This is a genomic window from Guyparkeria sp. (assembly GCF_041687595.1).
Lineage (GTDB): Bacteria > Pseudomonadota > Gammaproteobacteria > Halothiobacillales > Halothiobacillaceae > Guyparkeria.
The window spans coordinates 15,201-31,354 of record NZ_JAWLBP010000021.1; the positions used below are offsets into that span (position 1 = coordinate 15,201).

Below are 16,154 nucleotides of genomic sequence, written 5' to 3' on the forward strand. Positions count from 1 at the left end.
CTGCTGTGCCCGATAGCCCTGCCGAGGAGATGGTCGACGAAGACCCGATGATGCAGGAGATGCGCGAGGTCTTCGCCGAGGAGATGGGCGAGACCCTGCCCGAGATCGTCGAGTCCGCCGCCGCCTGGCGCAACTCCGGGGATGCCGATGCGGTGGTCAACCTGCGTCGGGGCTTCCACACCATCAAGGGCAGTGGCCGGATGGTGGGTCTGGACGTCATCGGCGAATGGGCCTGGTCCTGGGAACGACTGCTCAACGGAGTGATCGACGGCAAGGTCGAGAGCAGCGACACCGTCCAGACCGGCGCGGTCGAGGCCGTAGCGCTGATGGAGGCGGCCCTGCCCGATCTTGAGGCTGGTCGCCCCACGCCCGACAGTCACTGGGCCGCTTCCCGCGAGCTGGCCGATCGGCTCGAGTCTGGCGAGCGGCTCGCCGCGGAGTCGGGTTACGACAGCGACGTCGTCGAGGAGGCGTCCGCTGAATCGGCTACCGCAGCGATCGAGGATGCGGCCGAGCCGGTGCCTGCCGACGAGGGTTCCGAGGAGCCCGAGGTCAGTCCCATCATCGAGGATCCCGTGCTTCGGGAGATCTTCGACCAGGAGATCGGCGGCTACATCCGCGAGCTGCACGAGAAAATCGCCGAAGCCCGCGATAACGGCATCGGCCTGATCTGCGACAACGAGCTGGTGCGGCTACTGCATACCACGCTGGGTTCGGCGCGCACTGCCGGCGTCGACGTCATCGCCACCCTGGCCCATTACCTCGAGGAGTGGACCCGCATCCTGTCGGTTCACAACGAGGGCCTGGGTGGTCGGGACCTCGATCTTTTTGCCGAAGGCGCGGACATGATCGAGGCCCTGCGGCGCTGGGCCGTGGATCCCGCCCGCGAGGTGCCGGACAGCAGCGACATCGAGCGGCGCCTAGGTGTGCGCTTCGAACAGGCGCTGGCCCACTACGGCGAGATGACCGAAAGCGTGGAGGCGCGTGATTCCCGCGAGAAGACATCGGACGAATCCGAATCCGAGCGGGTTGCGGTGGAAACCGCCGGAGCCGAGTCAACTAGCGTCGACACCTCGGCACCCGAGCACGATGACGTGGAGCAGGAACCGACGGCCGACGTGGCGGAGGCCACCGAGTCCTTCGATGAGCCGGAGGCCTGGACTGCCTGGGCGACCGGCAACGAGCCGGGTGAGCCGGCGTCGGCGGAAACCAGCGATCAATCCGCCGAGTTTGCCGAGCCGGAGGCAACCCAGCCGGATGGCGACGTCGCGGCTGAGGCGGGTGAGATTCCGGCCGAGCCGGAAGCTGCCGAAGTGTCCGAATCCGAGCCCAAGCCGGAGACGGAATTGCTGGCGGTGGAGCCGTGGCAGGCCGAAGAAGAGCCGGAATCCGAGGCGCCGGACCAACCGTCGACAGAGGTCAGCGAAGCCGCCACCCCGGTCGAGGCGCACGCGGACACCGTGGCTATCGACGATATCGAGGAGCGGCCGGACGATGATCCCGCCGAACAGGACGAGGACATCCTGCAGATCTTCCTCGACGAAGCTGACGAGCTGCTCGAGCAGGCCGATGCCTATCTGGCCCACTGGCGCGTCTACCCGAACGATCTGGAATCGATCCGGTTGCTGCACCGCAACCTTCACACCCTTAAGGGCGGGGCGCGTATGGCGGGCCTGCTCAATCTCGGCGATGTGGCGCACCACCTCGAAGGCCGACTGGATACCGCGCGCCACGCGGAGTCCGAGGACAAGGAGCCGTTGGTCGCATTGGTGCAGCACAGCTACGACGTGATTGCCGGGCTGCTCGATCGGGTGCGGAACCAGCAGCCGGTTCCGCAGCAGCGCGAGCTGATCGCGATGATCCGTGACCCGGCCGGCGCGCAGCGCTTCGTCGAGCGTGGCCAGCAGGAGTCGGCGGAAGAGGTCGCGCCGACCGAGCCGCCGGTGACGGAGACCACCGAGCCGGAAACCGCCTCGGCCGCGGAGACCGTGGTCGAGCCGGCGGAGAAGCCGGAAGCGCCGGCCGCGCAACAGGAGTCCGTTCCGGAACGGCGCGACGAGCAGGTCCGTGTCGCCGCCGGCAGCATCGACGAGCTGGTCAACCAGATCGGCGAGTCGGTGCTGCTGCAGTCGCGGATCGATCGCCAGGTCAACGGTTTCGAGCGGCAACTCTTCGAGCTCCAGCAGACCGTCACGCGTCTGCGCAGTCAGCTGCGCCGGCTTGAGATCGAGACCGAGACCCAGATCAAGGCCGATCTGATCGAAGAGGCCGGCATCAGCGAGGACCAGTTCGATCCGCTGGAGTTCGACCGCTTTACCCAGGTCCAGGAACTCAGCCGCGGCATCATGGAATCCCTTGGCGACGTGGCCAACATCGAGGAGACGCTGAGTTCCTTGACCGAGCAGTCCCAGCTGATGCTCCTGCAGCAGTCGCGCCTGGGTCGCAAGATGCAGGACGGTGCGCTGGCGATGCGTCTGGTGCGGTTCAACGACGTGGCCAGCCGCCTGCGCCGCATCGTCCGGCAAGTGGGCGACGAGATGGGACGCCAGGCCGAACTGGTGATCGAGAACGGTGACGCCGAACTCGACCGGGTGACGCTGATGGCGCTGCTTCCCTCGCTGGAGCACATGCTGCGCAACTCGCTGGCACACGGCATCGAGCCGCCGGAGGAGCGGCAGGCGCTGAACAAGAACCCCGTCGGCCGGCTGGTGCTCAACGTGGACAGCGGTGGCGGCAACGTGACGGTCAGCCTGCGTGATGACGGCCGGGGCCTGGATGTCGATGCGATCCGCCGCAAGGCAGTGGAGCGCAGCCTGATCCCCTCCGATGTCGAGGTAAGCGACGAGGAAGCTCGGTCCCTGATCTTCCTGCCGGGCTTCTCCACCGCCGGCAACGTCTCACAGGTCGCCGGCCGCGGCGTCGGCATGGATGTCGTCGCGAGTGCTACCCGTGAACTGGGTGGCTTCGTCGACATCGACTCCGAACTGGGTCGCTTCACCGAGATCCGCCTGAACCTGCCGCTGACGCAGGCCATGACCAAGGGCATCCTGATCGCCAACGGCGATGACCGTTACGCGATCCCCTACAAGGGCGTGGTGGCCGTGACCCGGATGACCGGGGTGGCGCTGGCCGAGCTCTACCGCGAGGAAAAGCCGCAGTTCGAATACGACGGCGAGCAGTATCCGCTCTACTACCTGGGCGAGTTGCTGTGGGGTCAGTCCTCGGCGGAGGCTGCCGAGGACGTGGCGGCGATCCGCCCGGTCATGCTGTTCAAGCTCGGCGAACGACGCTTCGCATTGCACGTCGACCACCAGCTCGGCGGCATCCAGCTGTTCGTCAAGTCTCTGGGGCCGCAGCTGGGCCGAATCCCGGGTCTCTCCGGGGCGACCATCGCCGACGACGGCGACGTGATGCTGGTCCTCGAGCTGTTCGAGCTGGTCCAGCAGTTCCAGCGCCGCGACTACCAGCGCCGCCTGGGCGAGCAGGCGGGCGTCAAGCCCAGACGCGAGCGCCCGACCGTCCTGGTGGTCGACGACTCGCTCACCGTGCGCAAGGTCACCGCCCGGACGCTGGAACGGAACAACTACGACGTGGTGCTCGCTCGGGACGGTGTCGAGGCGCTGGGTGTCCTGCAGGACAAGCTGCCGGACCTGGTCCTCACGGACATCGAGATGCCGAGGATGGACGGCTTCGAACTGCTGGGCGCGATCCGCAACGATCGCAGTGCGGCCGACACCCCGGTGATCATGATCTCCTCGCGTACCGGGCAGAAGCACCGCAATCGCGCCGAAGCCCTGGGCGTGTCGGCCTACCTCGGCAAGCCGTACACGGAAATGGAGTTGATCGAGACCATCGAGCGACTGTCGCCGCGCGAGGCCGCCGAGTGGGAGCCGGTCGACGCCGAACGTTCGGTCGTCGACAGCGGCGTCGAGCCGAATGCAGACTAATCACCGGAGTCCTGTCTGATGGAGCAGCAAAGCGATCGATCAATGGCCAGCGAGGCCCCGCTGCGGGCGGTGCGCCTGCCCACGCAGCTGACGGACCTGGACATGGTCGTTCCCTACGCGTTGATCGCCGAGATCACGGATGTATCGCTGCCGGAAGGCAGCATACGACTGGGTCGAAACGAGGCGAGCATGGTGGAGTGGCGCGGTCAGCAGGTGCCGCTTATCAGCATCGAGGCGATGAACGGCGAGCCCGTGCCCACCATCGGCCGGCGCGTGCGTTGCGCGGTGCTTTACGGTACCGACCCGGAGCGGGCCCTGCCGTACTACGCCGTGCTGCTGTCGGGCGTACCCCGCTCGGAGCAGATCATGCCCGCTCATATCGAGTCGGCGGGCCCGCAGGACAATGCGCTCTGGAAGGCGGTGGTGCGCATCGGCGGGCGTCTGACGGCCATCCCCGACATCCGCATGCTTGAGGAGCGGGTCGACCAGATGCGCATCAAGGAGACGGAAGGAGCCGGGCAGGCCCTGTCCTGAGCATCGCGGTTTCGTTTCGCTCGAAAAGAACCCCGGCGCACCAGTGGTGGCCGGGGTTCTTCCGTTTCGGGTGGCAGCACCCGGCGGTCAGGCCTGGCGTTGCTCGCGCCGACTCTCGCGGATGAGATTGAAGGCGGCCAGCCCGCCCAGCCCCGCCAGCGAGTAGGTGACGGCCGAGGAGAGATAACCGGCCAGGTAACCCATGGTCCGGTCGGCATACTCGCCCGCCGTCATCTCCCCGAACTGCCCGGACAGGGCATAGAAGGTGCCGTTGGAGATGGCGAAGGCCAGAACGATCCCGACCAGCAACGATGCCGCCACCAGCAGTCCGCCGCCCAGCCGGGAGGTGACGGCGCCCCGATCGAGCGCACGGCCGGCCAGTCGGCCGCTACCCCATAGTGCCGCATAGGCCAGCAACACGCCGGGGTAGGCCGGTGAGAAGCAGCTGGCCATGGCCGCCCCGTCGATCACCACGCTGCCCAGGTCGATGAGCACGGCCAGCGCCAGCAGCCCGCCGAGCACGGCAGCCCGCCGGAACCACAGTCCGGCCAGGAAAAAGACTGCCCAGGACGTGTCCGCCAAGTGCAAGGCCGAGCTGAAGTGGTGGTAACGCGTGGCGAGCATCGACAGCGCCAGCAGGACCAATAGGGCGATGCCCGTGGTGCGGCTGTTCGGTGTGATGCTGTCCTGCAGCGGATTGTGCATGGTCGTGCCCGTCCCGGGGTGTGCCTGTGCGGATGGCTATCTTACCGCCCGTAGCGCAGGCTCACAAACACGCCGCGGGGCGCCTGGTTGTAGCCACGGACCACCTGGTAGTCGCGGTCGAACAGGTTTTCCACGCGAGCCTCGATGCGCCAGTCGGCGTTGATTCGATACGCGCCTCGCAGATCGGCGGTAACGAAGCCCTGGTTGTCCTCCGCCCAGGGTCCGCCTTCCGAATCGCTCTGGCCACGGAGGGTGCCGCCGACGGTGAATGCACCGATGGCCCGGTCCACGTCCAGACGGCCACTCCAGCGGGGCTGCCTCGGCAGGCGATCGCCCGATTGCTCGTCTTCGGTAGAGAGATAAGTCAGTGCCATGCCGGTCTGCCAGTCGTCCAGGCTTAGCGAGCCCGCGATTTCCGCACCATCGATCTCGGCGCGTTCGATGTTCTCGGGATTCTCGCCGGGCGTGATGAAGCCACGCACCTTGCTGCGGAAGGCGCTGAGTTCCAGCGCGTACGGACCGTGCTGCCAGTCGACGCCGGCGCGGGTCGTCCGAGTTCGTTCGGGCTCCAGGTCCGGGTTGCCGAAGCCGAAGGGGTAATAGAGGAGGTTGAACGACGGGGCGGTGAAGGCCGTGCCATGCCCGGCCGTCAGCGTCCAGGCGTCGGTCAGTGCATAGGCCAGATCCAGCGAGCCGGTGTTCGCCGTGCCGAATTGTTCGTTGAAGTCCCGTCTCAGGGCCCCTTGCACATCCAGACGCTCGCCGATGGCCGTGTTGACCTGGGCGAACAGGGCCTGGTTGCGACGCGAGTCCTCTTCGTACTTCTCGGTCGTATATGGGAGATCTGCTGAGACTTTGTCGTCGGTCTGGTCGGCGCCCAGCGTGACCGTTGTGGATTCGTCGACGAAGAAGTCATTCGCGACAAAGAGAGTGTCGCGTTGCGTGTCGAAGCGGGAGAAGAACAACTCGCCCTTGTAGCTGTCCTGGTCGTCGATATGCCGCCCGGCCCGGGCGCGCAACTGCCAGAATCCGATCCGACCGGTGGAGGCGGACAGGCCGATGGTGCGCTGCTCGATTTCGCTGTTGTCGGAATCACCATCGTATTCGACCTCGGCCGAGCTGGCGATTGCGTGCGCGCGTACATGGCCGCCATCACCGAAGCGGTAACCGGCCTGCAGCTGGACGGAATCGCGTTCATAACCGTCGTCGTCCGGGTCAGTGGTGGGATCGCTTTGTGCGTCGAAGCCGTCGGTCTCCTGGTGGGCCACGCCCAGCGAGTAGTCGAACGCCCCCTGGCGGCCACCGACGTGAGCGTCGGCCTCACGATGTCCGCGCGAGCCGGCACCGATGCCACCGGAGAGATGCACGCCATCCTCGGCGCCCTCGCGGGTGAAAATCTGGATCACCCCGCCGCCGGCATCCGCGCCCCATTGCCCGGAGCGAGGTCCGCGCACGATCTCGATGCGCTCGACCTGGGCGAGGGGGATGTGCTCGAGATAAGACTGACCGGCGGACACCGAGCCGATCCGCATGCCGTCGACGAACACGGCCGTGCGGCTGGCACTCTGCCCCCAGATCGAGACGTTCGACTGCTTGCCCGGCCCGCCGAGATTCGTGACATTCAACCCGGCCCGTCCGGTCAGCAGGTCCTCGAGCGAACGGGCCTGGCTGCGCTCGATCTCCTCGCGCGTGATCACGGTCTGGGGCATCGCCGGGGCCACACTCGGCGCCTCGCGGACGGCGGTGATGTTGATGGTGCCCAACCGGTCGTCGTCGGCCACGGCGGACAGGGGGGTGAGGCAGAGCAGGCCCGCGATCAGGGACGGGCGTCGGACTGAGGTGCGATTGGTCATGGTTTCGGGGTGTCGCGCTTGCCGACCAGCCCACCGCAGGTCGGGAAAACCGTTCAGAGGCCGGTCTCCGGGCTCGTGGCATACCGGCATCACCTTCCCGGCTCGCCGAGCCAGTGGCGCTTCGATGCGGGCGTCACCACCTACCGTTGCGGGGGCAGCACAGGCGTTGGACCTGTTTCCCTGTTTCAGTGCCCACCACGGTTCGCGGGGCACCACCTCTGATGTCGGAGCGCATTGTTTGGAAAAACGTGCAAGAAGGCAAGGGCACAAGGCAAGTGTGTCTCATGGATTGCATGAGTCGAGTCGGCGTGGTGCCGGTCACGGGTTTGCCGGCCTTGTCGGCTACAATGATCGGGATTCCAGAGGTTCGCATCCACGGGGAGCCCATGCCGTCCAAAGCCCCACCTACCATCCAGGCGGTCCGTCCGCTGGCCGAGACCCGCCTGTTCCGCGTCGAAAGCGTGGACCTGCGTTTCGCCAACGGCGCCGAGGTCACCTTCGAGCGCCTTCGGGGCGGTCGTAACGGGGCGGTGATCGTCGCCGCAGTGACCGATGAGGGCGAGTTCGTGCTGATCAGCGAATATGCCTGCGGCACGGAACGCTACGAACTGGGCCTGCCGAAGGGGCGGATCGACGACGGCGAGACGCCGGTCGAGGCGGCGAACCGCGAGCTCATGGAGGAGGCGGGGTTCGGCGCCCGCCGCCTGACGCGGCTCAACGAGCTGACCATGGCCCCGACGTACTCCGGTCAGCGCACCCACCTGGTCCTGGCTGAATCGCTCTACCCGGCGCGCTTGCCGGGCGACGAGCCCGAGCCGCTGGAGGTCAGCCTGCTGCCGATGGCCGATCTCGACGAACTGGCCGCCTCCGGCGATTGCTCCGAGGCGAGGTCGCTGGCGGCGATGTTCCTGGTGCGTGGGCACCTCGAGGCACGAGAAAGGGAAGGGATGGCGTGAACGGAGAGCTTGATCAGCGCAATGGGGCGCAGGGTATCGGAGGCGGGAGCGACCGGCTCCTCCTCGAGGCCGTGCGCGAGATCGCCGAACAGGCCGGCCGGGAGATCATGACGGTCTACCAGAGTGACTTCGCCGTCGAGCGCAAGCATGACACCTCGCCGGTCACCGAGGCGGACATGGTGGCCAATCGGCTGATCTCCGAACGCCTCGCCGCGCTCGATCCCTCCATACCGGTGCTGACCGAGGAAACCCGTGCGCCGACCTGGCGCGAGCGGCAGGGATGGGACACGTACTGGCTGGTCGATCCGCTCGACGGCACGCGGGAGTTCGTCAAGCGCAACGGCGAATTCTCCGTGAACATCGCCCGGATCGAACGCGGCGAGCCGGTGCTGGGCGTGGTGCTGGCCCCGGCCATCGACCGCGAGTATGCCGCGATCCGCGGTGACGGCGCGTGGTGCTACGCCGATGGGCAGGCCGTGCCCATCCGGGTCCGCGCACCTGAGTGGCCGCCGACCCTGGCGCTGTCGCGCTCGCATTCGAGCGTGCGCGAGCAGCACCTGTGCGAGACCTTCGGGCAACCGGAGATCATCCGCTGCGGCAGCTCGCTCAAGACCTGCCTGATCGCCGAGGGCAAGGCCGATCTCTATCCCCGTCTGGGGCCCACCTCCGAGTGGGACACCGCCGCCTCCCAGTGCGTGCTAGAGGCCGCCGGCGGACACCTGACGGACCTGCAGGGGCGCCCACTGCGCTACAACACCAAGGAGTCCCTGCTCAATCCCATGTTCGTCGCGCACAACGGGATGGAGCTGGATTTCGATCGCCTGCGAGAGATCGCCACGTTCTGACGTGCCGGCTCAGTCCCTGGCGACGGGCATCCAGCCATCGCGGCCCTCGATCAACTCCAGCCGCGTGCGGTAGGGGCGGGTCTCCCCGGCCTCGAACTCGCCGAAGCGCAGCATCAGCCCCACTCGCCCCAGGTGATCCAGCGCGCTCTCTCCGGCGTCGGCCCCGCCCATGTCGCGGGCGACGTCGGCCAGGTCGCGGGGAAAGCGCAGGGTGGCCTCGACGTCGACCAGCCAGACCTCACCGCGCTCCGCGGCGTTCATCGAGTCAATGCGTTCGACGATCACCACCTCGGCCCGCGGGTCGATCTGTTGCTGCAGCGCGGCCTGGACCTCGGCCCGGTCGGGGCCCTGGCTGCAACCGGCCAGGGCCAGTGCGGCAAGCAGTGCCAGGGCCAGCCCCGTGCCGGCGCGGGCGAGATGCCGGCTCATTCGGGCCGGCCCTTGCCGGCACGGATGCCCGCCTTGAGATTGTCCCAGTGCGCCCAGTTGTCGGCCGCCGGCGGCATCTGCAGGTGAAAGCCCAGCGTCTGGATGTGGTGGCGAACCGTGGCCGTGTCGGTGCGGGCCAGTTCACGGTCGACCGACAGGTCCAGTTCCATCACGAAATCGAGCACGCCGAGTTTCTCGAGCACCATCGGGTCGAGTTCGTCGAGATCCTGCCCCTCGCGGACGAAGAGGTACATGTCGGGGTTTCTGCGACTCTTGAAGATGTGCGCCTGCATGTCTGACCGTGTTCCGTTGTGAATGCGGTCGCGGATTATTGCAGATTCCGGCCCCGTTCCGAACCGGCGGTCATCGGGAAATCCGGGCCGCCGGCCGTGTCTGGCTAACGGTAGCCGGGGAAGCCGCCGGGGTATCGCCCGGAATAGCCCGGTTCCTTGATCGGCTCGCCGGTCGCGGAATAGGGGTCACGGGTGTCGTCGGGCCGCCTCGGTGGCCGCGGCCGATAGTGAGGCGGCCTGTCGCCGTACCAGAACGAGAAGCCGTCCTCGTCGATGCGCAGGCCGCCGCCCGGCTCCCGGTAGCGGTCGTAGAGACTGCCCCGGTAATAGGGGTAGTAGTGGCTGCTGTCGGCACTCTCCGGCACGTTGATCACGACGGGCGGTGCTGCTTCGGCGGCCCGTTTCTCGGCGGCCAGCCGCTCGGCCTCCTTGCGCTCGTCGTATTCCCGGGCGAGTCGCGCGATACCCTCGCGGGCCGCCTCCCCGCCGGTGCCCGCGGCAGGCGCATCGATCACCTGGATTTCCATCTCTCCCTCGCAGGGCTGGTCCGAGAACACCACGCTGCCGTCGGGCTGGAGGCACTTGTAGATGGTGGTCTCGCTCGCCGTTGCCGGCAGGGCAAGCCATGCCGCCGCGAGCCCCAGCAAGAGGCCCGGTATCAGGGGGTGCGTTGTCCTTCGGCTGTCGGTCATGCAGAAAATCCTCGTGTTCCCTCATTCCTATAGACCACGCGGGAACACATGGACGAATCGGTCGCCTCACCGGAGCCCGGCCTCGTTCGCGTTCAGGGCGCGCTTGTTCGACGGCCGGAGGCGGCCGACTGCTCTCGTTGCCGCGTTGGCCGGCGGGAGTGGCAGCTACTTCCCGCTCAAGACCGCCTCGACGTCCTTTGCCTTCGGCGCGCCCTTGCCGGCCAGTTCCTGGGCGAAGACCGCGAGCCGGTGGGCTTCGAGCAGATCGAGCAGTGTCTCGCGGTGCTGCCAGTCGACCAGGTCCGGCGTGCCCTTGAGCAGCCGGTTTCTCACCTGCTCGGCCAGCGGGGCGAACGGGACGCGCAGCATCCGGTCGCGCTCCGGCTGGCGTTCGGTCTTCTCCAGTCGCTTTTCCGCGCCTTCCAGGTAGCGGGGCAGGCTGGCGAGCCGCTCGTCGGAGGCCAGCCAGACCATGCCGGGATGGACCAGCAGATCGATCTGCTCGCCGATCTCCCGGGCCGCCTCGATCACGGACAACGGCAGGCGCCCGCCGAGCTGGCGGCGCAGCTGGTGCTGGCGTTCGAGGATCGTCCGGACCTGCTGGGCCAGCTCCATCGCCCGGCGGGGCAACTCGCCGTCGAGGCGCGCCAGCCGCTCGCGGAAGGTGTCGGGGTCGCGGACCGGGGGCTCGCCGGCGACGGCCAGCTGCCAGGCGGCGCGGAAGATCAGTTCCTGGTCGAATGCGCGGTCGGCTCGGCCCGGCCGCTGCATGCCCTCGGTCGGGATCGGCCGTGGGGACTTCAGCCGGCTGTAGTGCAGGCGGACGGTATCCAGCGAACGGTCGCCGCGCAGGTCGGATTCGGCCTGGCGGACCATCTGGGCACGATTGAGCAGCATCAGGCGGATCACGCCGGTCTCGTGGATCAGGCGTGCCCGCTCGGGATCGTCGACCAGTTCGATCTCGACGTGGTCGCCGCGGTCGGTCAGTGCCGGCCGGGCCTCGAGTTCGGCGCCGGCGCTCTCGACGGTGAGCGTTTCCGGCAGTTCGCCGAAGTCCCACTCGGTGGTCGAATGATCCTCCAGCCGGTGCCGGGCACGCTGCTCGAAGGCGTCTCGCGCGCGCTCGGCCTGGCGGCCGCGCAGGGCGTTGAGGTCACGGTCGGCATCGATCGGTTCGCCGTCCTCGTCGACCGCCACGAAGCGCATCCGCAGGTGCTCCGGGAGCTTGCGCTCGTCGAGCAGGGCCGGGTCGACCTCGTGCCCGGTCATGCGCCGCAACTCGTCTGCGACGCCCTGGGCGAGCGGGATGTCGGTGTCGGTGATCCGGTCCTCGACCGCCTCGGCGAAGCTGGGCGCGGGCACGAAGTGGCGGCGTTCGGCCTTGGGCAGGGCGCGGATCATCGCCTCGATCTTCTCCTGCCGCAGCCCCGGCACCAGGTGGGTGGCGGGCGCGGGGTCGATGCGGTCGAGAAGGCCGAGCGGGATGTGCAGGCTCACGCCGTCGTCCGGTTCGCCGGGGGCAAAGTGGTAGGAAAGCTTCAGGCGGTAGCGGCCCGCCTGCCAGTGGTCGGGAAGCTCGGCCAGCCGACGGTCGTCGGGCTCGGTGGCCAGCAGGTCTTCGCGTGTGAGCTCGAGCCGTTCGGCCTCGGCACGGTGTTTCTTGATCCAGTGGTCCAGCTTGCGCGCGTCGGTCACCTCGGCGGGGATGCGCGCGTGGTAGAAGTCGAACAGCGCCTGCTCGTCGACCAGGAAGGCCGGGCGGCGCAGCTTGGCCTCGAGTGTGCGGATCTCCTCGATCAGCGCCTGGTTGTGTTGCCAGAACGGCTGGGCGGATTCGAACTCGCCCTCGACCAGCGCACGGCGGATGAAGATCTCGCGCGCCTCGACGGGGTCGATGCGGCCATAGTCGACGCGCCGCTTGGTGACGATCGGCAGGCCGAACAGGCGCACGGTCTCGAAGGCGGTCACCCGGCCGCTCTTGGCGTTCCAGCTCGGTTCGTTGTATTCCCGGGTGACCAGGTGCCCGGCCATGGGCTCGAGCCAGCGCGGATTGATCGGCGCGTTCATGCGCGCGAACACCCGGGATGTCTCGACGATCTCCGCGGCGACGATCCACTTCGGCTGGGCCTTGACGGTCACCGAGCCGGGGAACAGGTAGAAGCGGCGGTTGTGGGCGCCCAGATATACCGTCGGCTGGCGGCGCTTCTTGCCCCGGTGGTCGCCGGCGGCCTGCTGGTAGCGCTTGGGCGGGGCCGGGTCGCGCATGCCGATCTGGTCGAGCAGGCCGGCGAGGGCGGCCTGGTGCAGCTGCTCGATGCGCCCGGCCAGCTCGCCGGACAGCTTCTGCTTCTCGCCATCTTCCGGCTTTTCCGGCATGACGATGGGCTCGAACTCGGGCAGGCGGATGCGGAACATCTCGTCCACCGAGCCACGCAACTGCCCGACAAGATCATGCCATTCGATCAGCCGGTTGGCGTTGAGAAAGCGCTTGAGCGCCCACTGGCGTGCCTGGCGGCGGCTCTTGTGCCGGCGTGTCTCGTGCCAGGCCGACCACAGTGCCAGCACCGAGGCGAAGTCTGAGTCGGCCAGAGCGAATTCGCGGTGGGCGGCATCGGCTGCACCGCGGGCGTCCGCCGGCCGCTCGCGCGGGTCCTGAATGGCGAGGAAGGCGGTGGCCACCAGCATGTCCTCGGTGGCGCGGTCGCCGTGCTCCCGGGCAGCGACGATCATCCGGCCCAGCGCCGGGTCGATCGGCAGGCGCGAGAGCTGCCGGCCGATCCTCGTCAGTCGGCCATCCTCGTCGAGGGCCTGCAGCTCGAACAGGTGCTTGCGGGCAGCGGCCAGCTGGCGCGGGTCGGGCGGCTCGATGAACGGGAAGCTCTCCGCGCTGCCGAGCTTGAGCGCGTCGAGCTGCAGCAGCACCGAGGCGAGGTTGGAGCGCAGGATCTCCGGGTCGGTGAAGGCCGGGCGGTTCTCGAAGTCCTCTTCCTCGTACAGGCGGATGCACACGCCCGGGGCGATCCGCCCGCAGCGTCCGGCGCGCTGGTTGGCCGAGGCCTGCGAGACCGGCTCGACCCCGAGTTTCTGCAGGCGTGCCCGCGGGTGGTAGCGGCTGATGCGCGCCACCCCCGAGTCGATCACGTAGTGGATGCCCGGCACGGTCAGCGAGGTCTCGGCGACGTTGGTCGAGAGCACGATGCGCCGGCCGGCGTGCGGGGCGAACACCCGCTGCTGGTCGGCCGCCGACAGGCGTGCGTAGAGCGGCAGGATCTCGGTGTTCCTCAGGCCCCGGCGGGAAAGCACTCGCTCGGTCTCGCGGATCTCTCGTTCGCCGGGGAGGAAGACCAGGATGTCGCCCGGTCCCTCGTGGATCAGTTCGTCGACCGCGTGGGCGACCCCGCGGGCGATGGTCGAGCCCAGGTCCTCGTCGCGTTCGGCTTCCGGCGGGCGGTAGCGCACTTCCACCGGGTAACCGCGGCCACTCACCGTGACGATCGGCGGGCGGTGTCCGGCACGGTCGGCGAAATGATCGGCGAAGCGTTCCGGGTCGATGGTCGCGGAGGTGATCACCAGGCGAAAATCCGGTCGGCGTTCGAGCAGACGCTTGATTACCCCGAGCAGGAAGTCGATGTTGAGGCTGCGCTCGTGCGCCTCGTCGATGATCAGCGCGTCGTAGCGCAGCAGCTCCCGGTCATGCTGCAATTCGGCGAGCAGCAGGCCGTCGGTCATCACCGCCACGCGGCTGTTCGGCCGGGTCTGGTCGGAGAAGCGCACCTTGTAGCCGACCGCCGTCTGGCCGTCCGTGCCTTCGCCCTCGTCGAGTTCCTCGGCCAGCCGGCGGGCGACATTGCGCGCGGCGATCCGTCGTGGCTGGGTATGCGCGATCAGGCCGCGGTGCCCGAAGCCCATCTCCAGCAACATCTTGGGCAGCTGGGTGGTCTTGCCGGAACCGGTCTCGCCGGCGACGATGGTCACCGGATGATCGGCGATGGCGGCCTTGATGCGTTCGCGCGCCCCGGAGACGGGCAGGTCCTCGGGGTAGTCGATGTGGATGGCCAGTTGCTCGCGCGCGGCGACCTCGTCGGCGGCCCGGCTGGTCAGGTCGAGTAGCTGGTGGAGGGCGGTTTCGTTCCGTTCCTCGCTGCCAGGCGGTGCTTCCTGCAGCCGGCGCAGCTGGCGGTCGATGCGTGGCAAATGACGCAGGGCCAGCCGATCGCGGTTGTGTTCGATATAGGCGAGAATGCTGGCCGGATCGGTGGGGTCGACGGATGTGCTCATGCGGTCCATTGTACGAGAAGCGAGCGCCGGGACCGGGCCCAGTCGTGCCCCGTCTCGTGAGGTGCCCATGATTCAGGAGGGAAAATGCCCGAGAACGTCAGCTTTTTCGCCGCCATGGCCGTGGGGTTCTTCGGTGGCGTCCATTGCGTCGGCATGTGTGGCGGCATCGTCGGGGCGCTGACCTTCGGCCTGCCGCCGGAAAAGCGCGAGCGCTTCACCAGCCTCTTTCCATATCTCGCCGCCTACAACATCGCGCGGATCACCTCCTACACCATCGCCGGCGCCATCGCCGGGACCATCGGCCTGCTCGGGTTGTCGCTCGCGCCGATCAAGGACGCGCAGATCGTCCTGCTGGCGATCGCCGGTGTCTTCATGATCCTGATGGGGCTGTACGTGGGGGGCTGGTGGTTCGGCCTGACGCGGATCGAGCGGGCCGGCTCGCGGCTGTGGCGCTTCATCGAGCCGGTCGGCCGGCGGCTGATGCCGGTGAAGTCACCGGCACAGGCCTTCGGGCTTGGCCTGGTGTGGGGCTGGCTGCCCTGCGGGCTGGTCTACAGCGTGCTGATCTGGGCCCTGTCCGCCGGCGGACCATTGGCCGGCGCGTTGCTGATGCTGGGCTTCGGTCTGGGCACCTTGCCCAACCTGCTGGCCATGGGGGCCTTCGCCGGACAGCTGGCGGCCTTCGCCCGCAAGCCGTGGGTGCGCCGGGTGGCCGGCGGCATGGTCATCGCCTTCGGTCTCTACCAGATCGGGCTGGCGGCCTTCGACCTGGCCGGTTGATATGGGGGCATGCGTTTGGGGCGATTCCGGATGAAAGCTTGAAAAGCGTTCATGGAGGGAGGCTTGCGTTCCGGCGAATCGGGTCTATTCTAATGGGCCATTAGTTAATCTAATCCCAACCTCGAGGAAATTCGAATGAAACGAAGCCTGATTGCCGCCGCCCTGGCCGTGGGCATCGCCGGAACCGGCTCGGCCGCCGCCGTTACCATGGGTGACCAGTACGTCTTGCGCGCTTATACCGGACAGGCCCTTGGCCTGGCCCTGACCAAGGAACTCGACGTGCATACCCTCGGCATTGCCCAGAACCGCTCGTCGATCTGCGCGACGCTCGGCGGGGCGATCGCCGGTGAGGCCGTGGCTCACAACCGTGACAACAACGTCCTCTCCAGCGCGGCCCTGGCCGACGCATCCGAGGCCGCCGAGGCGGTTCAGTCGCTGCTCGACAAGGAGGCGATCGTGCTGGCCTTCGGTGGCGAGATCGCGCCGGAAGACAACCAGGCGATGGTCTCCGCCACGCTCAAGGCGTTGGCCGATGCCGATTACGAGGGTCGCATCGTCCTGCACGTCGCCGTCTGGGCGCCGAAGATGCTGGAAAAGGCCGCCGCCGAGCACGCCGAGGTGGCCGAATACCTCGCCGGCAAGGACAACCTCAATGCCCTGACCATCGATGCCGCGCAACAGAAGGCGCTGCTCCACGAGATCGCGCTGGAGGACGGCAAGCAGACCTCCCGCGGCGTGATCCACGAGATGGAAATGAACGACTCCTGGACCGACCTGTTCAAGGCGTCGGTCGCCGGATAACAAGGCGCGCTTCGGCCCGCTGACGACAAAAACCCCGGCTT

Annotated in this window: 12 protein-coding genes and 1 riboswitch; of the genes, 6 read left to right on the forward strand and 6 right to left on the reverse strand. The window is 67.9% G+C overall.

Features of this window, described 5'->3' with window-relative positions; translation table 11 throughout:
* Positions 1-29 precede the first annotated feature (29 nt).
* Both ACESL5_RS05000 and ACESL5_RS05005 read left to right on the forward strand, forming a co-directional pair.
* Entirely contained in the window at positions 30-3,947 is a 3,918-nt protein-coding gene (locus ACESL5_RS05000; RefSeq protein ID WP_372591685.1) for an Hpt domain-containing protein, read from the forward strand.
* Positions 3,948-3,965: 18 nt separating this feature from the next.
* Positions 3,966-4,481 carry a chemotaxis protein CheW gene (locus tag ACESL5_RS05005; RefSeq protein WP_372591686.1) on the forward strand — a complete coding sequence of 172 codons (516 nt, stop codon included), beginning with the start codon at positions 3,966-3,968 and terminating at the stop codon, positions 4,479-4,481.
* Positions 4,482-4,568: 87 nt separating this feature from the next.
* On the opposite strand, the gene ACESL5_RS05010 is transcribed toward ACESL5_RS05005, so the two are convergent.
* Together ACESL5_RS05010 and ACESL5_RS05015 are read right to left on the reverse strand one after the other, a co-directional pair.
* Positions 4,569-5,186 (reverse strand): hypothetical protein, encoded by a 618-nt coding sequence (locus ACESL5_RS05010; RefSeq protein WP_372591687.1) that lies wholly within the window; start codon positions 5,184-5,186, stop codon positions 4,569-4,571.
* A gap of 41 nt (positions 5,187-5,227) precedes the next feature.
* Entirely contained in the window at positions 5,228-7,039 is a 1,812-nt protein-coding gene (locus ACESL5_RS05015) for a TonB-dependent receptor domain-containing protein (protein ID WP_372591688.1), read from the reverse strand.
* 40 nt (positions 7,040-7,079) lie between these two features.
* Positions 7,080-7,274: riboswitch (cobalamin riboswitch) on the reverse strand.
* Positions 7,275-7,425: 151 nt separating this feature from the next.
* Here ACESL5_RS05015 and nudE point away from each other — a divergent pair.
* Both nudE and cysQ read left to right on the forward strand, forming a co-directional pair.
* Positions 7,426-7,995: an ADP compounds hydrolase NudE gene (gene nudE, locus ACESL5_RS05020; protein WP_372591689.1), complete on the forward strand. Its 570-nt coding sequence runs from the start codon at positions 7,426-7,428 to the stop codon at positions 7,993-7,995.
* A 35-nt stretch (positions 7,996-8,030) separates the two neighbouring features.
* The gene (gene cysQ / locus ACESL5_RS05025; RefSeq protein WP_372591698.1) at positions 8,031-8,840 is read left to right on the forward strand and encodes a 3'(2'),5'-bisphosphate nucleotidase CysQ; all 810 of its coding nucleotides are present in this window, start codon (positions 8,031-8,033) and stop codon (positions 8,838-8,840) included.
* Between the two features lie 9 nt (positions 8,841-8,849).
* On the opposite strand, the gene ACESL5_RS05030 is transcribed toward cysQ, so the two are convergent.
* The 4 genes from ACESL5_RS05030 to hrpA form a co-directional block, all read right to left on the reverse strand.
* A complete protein-coding gene (locus tag ACESL5_RS05030; RefSeq protein WP_372591690.1) occupies positions 8,850-9,269 on the reverse strand; it encodes a hypothetical protein in 420 nt (139 codons plus the stop codon).
* Positions 9,266-9,562: a YcgL domain-containing protein gene (locus ACESL5_RS05035; RefSeq protein ID WP_372591691.1), complete on the reverse strand. Its 297-nt coding sequence runs from the start codon at positions 9,560-9,562 to the stop codon at positions 9,266-9,268. Before ACESL5_RS05035 ends, ACESL5_RS05030 begins: the two co-directional genes overlap by 4 nt.
* A gap of 104 nt (positions 9,563-9,666) precedes the next feature.
* The gene (locus ACESL5_RS05040) at positions 9,667-10,254 is read right to left on the reverse strand and encodes a DUF4124 domain-containing protein (protein WP_372591692.1); all 588 of its coding nucleotides are present in this window, start codon (positions 10,252-10,254) and stop codon (positions 9,667-9,669) included.
* A 165-nt stretch (positions 10,255-10,419) separates the two neighbouring features.
* Positions 10,420-14,532, reverse strand: coding sequence for an ATP-dependent RNA helicase HrpA (gene hrpA, locus ACESL5_RS05045; protein WP_372591693.1), 4,113 nt, complete (start codon positions 14,530-14,532; stop codon positions 10,420-10,422).
* 84 nt (positions 14,533-14,616) lie between these two features.
* Between hrpA and ACESL5_RS05050 the strand changes: the two genes are divergently transcribed.
* A complete protein-coding gene (locus ACESL5_RS05050; RefSeq protein ID WP_372591694.1) occupies positions 14,617-15,312 on the forward strand; it encodes a sulfite exporter TauE/SafE family protein in 696 nt (231 codons plus the stop codon).
* Positions 15,313-15,447: 135 nt separating this feature from the next.
* Positions 15,448-16,113 (forward strand): hypothetical protein, encoded by a 666-nt coding sequence (locus ACESL5_RS05055; protein WP_372591695.1) that lies wholly within the window; start codon positions 15,448-15,450, stop codon positions 16,111-16,113.
* Positions 16,114-16,154: the final 41 nt, after the last annotated feature.

Bases quoted from the DNA above. Each gene is read 5' to 3' on its own strand.
- hrpA (WP_372591693.1), bottom strand. From the start codon at position 14,532: ATGAGCACATCCGTCGACCCCACCGATCCGGCCAGCATTCTCGCCTAT.
- ACESL5_RS05005 (WP_372591686.1), top strand. From the start codon at position 3,966: ATGGAGCAGCAAAGCGATCGATCAATGGCCAGCGAGGCCCCGCTGCGG.
- ACESL5_RS05000 (WP_372591685.1), top strand. From the start codon at position 30: ATGGTCGACGAAGACCCGATGATGCAGGAGATGCGCGAGGTCTTCGCC.
- ACESL5_RS05050 (WP_372591694.1), top strand. From the start codon at position 14,617: ATGCCCGAGAACGTCAGCTTTTTCGCCGCCATGGCCGTGGGGTTCTTC.
- ACESL5_RS05010 (WP_372591687.1), bottom strand. From the start codon at position 5,186: ATGCACAATCCGCTGCAGGACAGCATCACACCGAACAGCCGCACCACG.
- nudE (WP_372591689.1), top strand. From the start codon at position 7,426: ATGCCGTCCAAAGCCCCACCTACCATCCAGGCGGTCCGTCCGCTGGCC.
- ACESL5_RS05055 (WP_372591695.1), top strand. From the start codon at position 15,448: ATGAAACGAAGCCTGATTGCCGCCGCCCTGGCCGTGGGCATCGCCGGA.
- ACESL5_RS05035 (WP_372591691.1), bottom strand. From the start codon at position 9,562: ATGCAGGCGCACATCTTCAAGAGTCGCAGAAACCCCGACATGTACCTC.
- ACESL5_RS05015 (WP_372591688.1), bottom strand. From the start codon at position 7,039: ATGACCAATCGCACCTCAGTCCGACGCCCGTCCCTGATCGCGGGCCTG.
- ACESL5_RS05030 (WP_372591690.1), bottom strand. From the start codon at position 9,269: ATGAGCCGGCATCTCGCCCGCGCCGGCACGGGGCTGGCCCTGGCACTG.
- ACESL5_RS05040 (WP_372591692.1), bottom strand. From the start codon at position 10,254: ATGACCGACAGCCGAAGGACAACGCACCCCCTGATACCGGGCCTCTTG.